The sequence below is a fragment of the Paenibacillus sp. FSL P2-0173 genome (genome assembly GCF_038008045.1).
GTDB classification, from domain to species: Bacteria; Bacillota; Bacilli; order Paenibacillales; family Paenibacillaceae; genus Paenibacillus; species Paenibacillus polymyxa_B.
In genome coordinates, this window is the sequence record NZ_JBBOYK010000011.1 from 1 (window position 1) to 4,660 (window position 4,660).

Annotated in this window: 4 protein-coding genes and 6 tRNA genes; 7 read left to right on the forward strand and 3 right to left on the reverse strand. The window is 44.1% G+C overall.

Features of this window, described 5'->3' with window-relative positions; translation table 11 throughout:
- Positions 1-12 precede the first annotated feature (12 nt).
- The 6 genes from MKX30_RS27280 to MKX30_RS27305 all read left to right on the forward strand — a co-directional run bounded on the left by MKX30_RS27280 (position 13) and on the right by MKX30_RS27305 (position 540).
- Positions 13-99: transfer RNA gene (locus MKX30_RS27280), tRNA-Leu, on the forward strand.
- Positions 100-105: 6 nt separating this feature from the next.
- A tRNA-Gly gene (locus MKX30_RS27285) sits at positions 106-180 on the forward strand.
- Positions 181-190: 10 nt separating this feature from the next.
- Positions 191-261 (forward strand) — tRNA-Cys (locus tag MKX30_RS27290).
- Positions 262-287: 26 nt separating this feature from the next.
- Positions 288-364: transfer RNA gene (locus tag MKX30_RS27295), tRNA-Arg, on the forward strand.
- Positions 365-386: 22 nt separating this feature from the next.
- Positions 387-460, forward strand: a tRNA-Pro gene (locus tag MKX30_RS27300).
- A 9-nt stretch (positions 461-469) separates the two neighbouring features.
- A tRNA-Gly gene (locus MKX30_RS27305) sits at positions 470-540 on the forward strand.
- A gap of 200 nt (positions 541-740) precedes the next feature.
- Here MKX30_RS27305 and MKX30_RS27310 read toward each other — a convergent pair.
- From MKX30_RS27310 to MKX30_RS27320, 3 genes are all read right to left on the reverse strand, one after another.
- Positions 741-1,844 (reverse strand): PAS domain-containing sensor histidine kinase, encoded by a 1,104-nt coding sequence (locus tag MKX30_RS27310; RefSeq protein WP_023986656.1) that lies wholly within the window; start codon positions 1,842-1,844, stop codon positions 741-743.
- Positions 1,837-2,490: a response regulator gene (locus MKX30_RS27315; protein WP_023986657.1), complete on the reverse strand. Its 654-nt coding sequence runs from the start codon at positions 2,488-2,490 to the stop codon at positions 1,837-1,839. The genes MKX30_RS27310 and MKX30_RS27315 overlap by 8 nt, the downstream gene beginning before the upstream one ends.
- A gap of 143 nt (positions 2,491-2,633) precedes the next feature.
- A complete protein-coding gene (locus tag MKX30_RS27320; RefSeq protein WP_028542674.1) occupies positions 2,634-3,083 on the reverse strand; it encodes a GAF domain-containing protein in 450 nt (149 codons plus the stop codon).
- Positions 3,084-3,382: 299 nt separating this feature from the next.
- On the opposite strand from MKX30_RS27320, the gene MKX30_RS27325 reads away from it, so the two are divergent.
- Positions 3,383-4,123, forward strand: a complete 741-nt coding sequence (locus MKX30_RS27325) for a Crp/Fnr family transcriptional regulator (RefSeq protein WP_023986659.1) — start codon at positions 3,383-3,385, stop codon at positions 4,121-4,123.
- Positions 4,124-4,660 lie beyond the last annotated feature (537 nt).

The following is a 4,660-nucleotide window of genomic DNA, read 5'->3' on the forward strand; positions in this document are numbered from 1 at the left end:
TATAATTATTTTGCGGTCGTGGCGGAATTGGCAGACGCGCACGGTTCAGGTCCGTGTGGGCTAACCCCCGTGGAGGTTCGAGTCCTCTCGACCGCACCATATTTTGCGGACGTGGCTCAGCGGTAGAGCATCGCCTTGCCAAGGCGAGGGTCGCGGGTTCGATTCCCGTCGTCCGCTCCATTATCCATACGGCGCCATAGCCAAGTGGTAAGGCAAAGCTCTGCAAAAGCTTCATCCCCAGTTCAAATCTGGGTGGCGCCTTGACTGCTCATTATGGATTTAAATATGCGCCCTTAGCTCAGCTGGATAGAGCGTTTGACTACGAATCAAAAGGCCGGGAGTTCGAATCTCTCAGGGCGCGCCATTTCTTAAAAAAAGTATAATGTCGGGATGTAGCTCAGCTTGGTAGAGCACCTGGTTTGGGACCAGGGGGTCGCATGTTCAAATCGTGTCATCCCGATACTGATTTGCGGGTGTAGTTCAATGGTAGAACTCCAGCCTTCCAAGCTGGTAGCGTGGGTTCGATTCCCATCACCCGCTTTTTGCTATAGCGGATTCTTGTTGCCTCAGTGGTGACACCTTATAAATAAAGAGAGCCTGTCTGGGGACAGAGCTCTCTCTTTTTTTGTATTTATCTTCATGTACCCACAATGTATTGATTATTCATAATCTCGGTATCGGTGTATATCGTTCTGATCATACAACTGGTATACACCGATAACCGATCTAGTGGACAGTTTTTACACGGGAATGGTCAGCTGGATGGAGGTTCCCTCATCTGGAGCAGAGGTCATGCTCATAAATCCCCCTACCCCTCTAGCTCGTTCTTCCATACTGAACAATCCAACTCCCTCTCCTTGGGACTTTCCAGAGAATCCAATGCCCTCATCCCGAATGGTCACTTGTATCATTTCATCTTGATCCTCAACGTCGACATATGCCTCCGCTACATCTGCGTATTTGGCTACATTCGTTAATGCCTCCTGTACAATCCGATAAATTGCTATTTCCTTGCGAATATCAAGGCGTTTACGTAGAGTGCATTGAAAATGCACCTCAATCCCGTAATGAGAACAGAAGTTTTCAATATAGGTTCTTATAGCTGGGACGACACCCAAATCATCCAGAACTGAGGGACGAAGTTCCCACGCTAGACCACGAACATCTTTGATGATGTCGGTCACCTGCGAACGAAGACTCTCCAGAGCAGCACTAGGTTGTTCGGCAAGTTGGCTATCTAACTGAATAATAAGTGAAAACAAGCTTTGTCCTATCCCATCATGTAGCTCTCTTGAAAAGCGTTTACGTTCTTCTTCCTGTATTTGCATGACTTGCGTCATCATAGACTGGAGTTCTGCTTCTACTTTCTTCAGTTTAGTGACCTCATTGCGGATCGCTAAGTACTGATAGGGTTTACCTTCCTCGTCCATAAACGGAACGATCGTAGTATTTACCCAGTAGTAGCTGTTATCTTTAGCACGATTACGTATTTCTCCTTGCCATACCTCACCTGAACGGATTGTAGTCCACAGGTTTTTCATGAAGGCAGGGGTATGATAGCCTGAATTAATGAGACGATGATCCTGACCGATCAGCTCTTCACGACTGTATTGCGAAATCTCACAAAACTTGTCGTTCACGTACTGAATAATACCTCGATGATCGGTCAAAGCAACAATGGAAGACGTATCTAGAGCAAATTTTAGATTGGATAGTTGGTGGAGTGAGTTACGTAGTGCATGGAGAAAAGGGGACTCTGGTATATAAATTTCTAGATCATTCAGCAATGTATCGGTTGATTCACCAAAGGCATGCTGCAGTAAAGGATTAGAAGGTTCATTCATAATGGAGCAGCCCCTTTTTTAGTGCGAATTTGACTAGCTCAGGTCGTGTTTTCAAGTTAAGCTTCTCCATAAGGTTACTTTTATGGGACTCTACGGTTTTGACGCTAATCACTAGGTGCTCGGCAATTTCCTTGTTGGCATATCCTTTGGCTACCCACGATAGAATCTCCTTTTCCCGCTCAGATAGGGATTCATAGGGTCCGGCTATGCCTTCCTGTTTGATTTTGTCCAGATATTCACTCATCAGTCGTTTGGTTGCATTCGGGTACAAATAGGCACTACCCTCGGCTACAGACTGGATGGCAGCGAGCAACTCCTCGTGAGGTGCGCTTTTTAAAATATATCCGGATGCTCCAGCCTGAATGGCCCGGAACAGATATTCTTCATCATCATGCATTGTTAAAATAAGGACTTCTGTGTCGGGCAACTTTTTTTTTAATTCAGTGGTTGCCGTGAGACCATCTTTGCCAGGTGGCATGCTAAAATCCATGAGCACCACATTAGGTTGTAGCTCCACTGCCTTGTGGATTGCCTCATCCCCGTCTGCTGCATCTCCTACTACCTTGATACCGTTTTTGCCGTCCAATAGGGCCATGAGGCCAGAACGTACGACAACGTGATCATCCACTACTAGTATACGAATCAATTTGTCATCCCCTCGAACGGTAAAAAAACCGTGCGTTTTGTCATAATCATAGCAAATTTTAGGGATTTCAATCAACAAAGATAGTTAGGGACAGTCATATCAAGTATTTTATGAGTTTCATTATCTACAGAAACATTGTTGATCTATGGAGTAAGAGGGTAAGCACATAGTTGGCTAAGGCGTTGAGCGACTTGAGTGGCCTCGGCTACATCAGACTCTGTGAACATCCTCACATCACGATTACCAAGAAGCAGCACACCGTTGGGCAGATCCCCTGTGCTGGAAAAGGGAATAGCAACAGCAGAGTGAAGCTGCTCGGCCAGCATTAGTGCACATTCCTGACGCAAACGTATACTACCTGATAGCAAAGCACTTACAGTCACGGTACGTCCCAAGCGAACAGCCATCCCGGCAATACCATGGCCAATCTTAAAAGAAATAAGACGATAGCGATTGCTTCGGCTACCGGAGGCGTAATACCAATGCAACTTACCACCCGACTTGGACATAAATGCAAGGGCAGTGAGATCACCATAAATAGTATCTCTCAACTGATTCAGTTCTTTTCGCATTTCATCCGTTATTTGTAGCATAGAAGACACATCCTTTTTCATAACCAAACTATATCTCTAATTCATTGTAGTTCCGACAGTTACAAAAGTAGATCAGGGAACCCCCTGATCTATAGGCGCAGGAAACACTGACTTTTCATCTGGTCGGGTAAGGAGTAGGGAAAAGGCCGATAAATGGGGCATTAGCTTACCTCGGAAGTGATATTTATCACAGTAAATCAGGGAGTAGGAAGGTATAAAATCAGGTGTTCTCCCGATAACAACCCAGGCATTAAAACATTATGATATAGATATCAGGTAAACACGAGGAGGACGCTAACATGCAAGCCACTTGTATGGAACGGTTTGGGGACGAAGCGGAACGCACGGGAATTCAGATTTATTTGACAGAAGAACATTTGGATCTGCTAAAAGATATTATGTCCTGGAAGAAGGTAAAGGCAGGCGTTATGCTTTTCCGAGAGGGCGATGATGCAGAGCAGCTTTATTATATACATTCAGGTCATGTTAAACTTCGTAAATCGACAGAAGATGGTAAAGAACTGATTCTGACCATTCAGCATCAAGGTGACTTAATTGGGGAATTTAGCGGGATAGATGGAGAAGAGTATAGCTGCACTGCGGAAACAGCCGATGTGTGTGAGTTAGGCGTCGTGCTTGTTAAGGATCTGGAGTCGCTCTTGTCCAAAAATGGGGAAATGGCACTTCAGTTCATCCAGTGGATGGCGATGAAGCAACGCATTATGCAATCGCGCTTTCGGGACTTACTGTTGTATGGTAAAACTGGAGCGCTAGCGTCTACATTGATCCGTGCTAGCAATACATGTGGCGTGGCTGTGAAGGATGGCATTTTACTAAATATGAAGCTTAGTCACTCCGAATTAGGTGAGATGATTGGAGCGACACGAGAGAGTGTGAACCGGATGCTGAGCGCGCTGAAAGAGCAGGGAACCCTAGATACAAGGGATGGAAAGATTGTCATTCACGATCTCAAGGTATTACGTGGCATGTGCTGCTGTCCTTCGTACGGCCAATGTGCCCATGAAATTTGTCGCCTCTAATATTATGAATACCATTAGGCGGGGTCCAAGAGGCTTCGCCTTGTTGCATGTCTTCTAACAATCTAGCACATGGGGTAACGGGGTTAACGAACAAAATAGATTACAAAAAAACTAATTAACGTCGTATAGCGGTTAATTACCAATAATATATTTATATTAAATGGAACTGAACACATGACATTTTATGAACTAGCTGTTTTGAAATAACATTGGAGCTAATAATGGTTGACTAAACGGTGAAAGGGATTTTAAGTTTGAAAAAGGGATTATTTACAAGTTGCTTTCTTTTGCTGAAAATGATATATTATTTGAGCTGACAATAAAACAGCAGTTTCAAAAGCGAAAAACTTGGGTGAAACGATCTTCAAAAAAAGAAAAAATAACCCTTGTATTTTTGAAACGAACATGATATGATCTTATAGCTGCTGAAAAACGCAGCGAAAGAGAAATGTTTGATCTTTGAAAACTGAACAACGAGTGAGTGAAACGATTTTGTTCGCAAAATCAAACAAGAGATATTTTTATCTCGTCAGTTTC

What these genes read in the sequence shown, in the direction of transcription:
- MKX30_RS27310 (WP_023986656.1), bottom strand. Translation starts at nt 1,844, where the DNA reads ATGAATGAACCTTCTAATCCTTTACTGCAGCATGCCTTTGGTGAATCA.
- MKX30_RS27320 (WP_028542674.1), bottom strand. Translation starts at nt 3,083, where the DNA reads ATGCTACAAATAACGGATGAAATGCGAAAAGAACTGAATCAGTTGAGA.
- MKX30_RS27325 (WP_023986659.1), top strand. Translation starts at nt 3,383, where the DNA reads ATGCAAGCCACTTGTATGGAACGGTTTGGGGACGAAGCGGAACGCACG.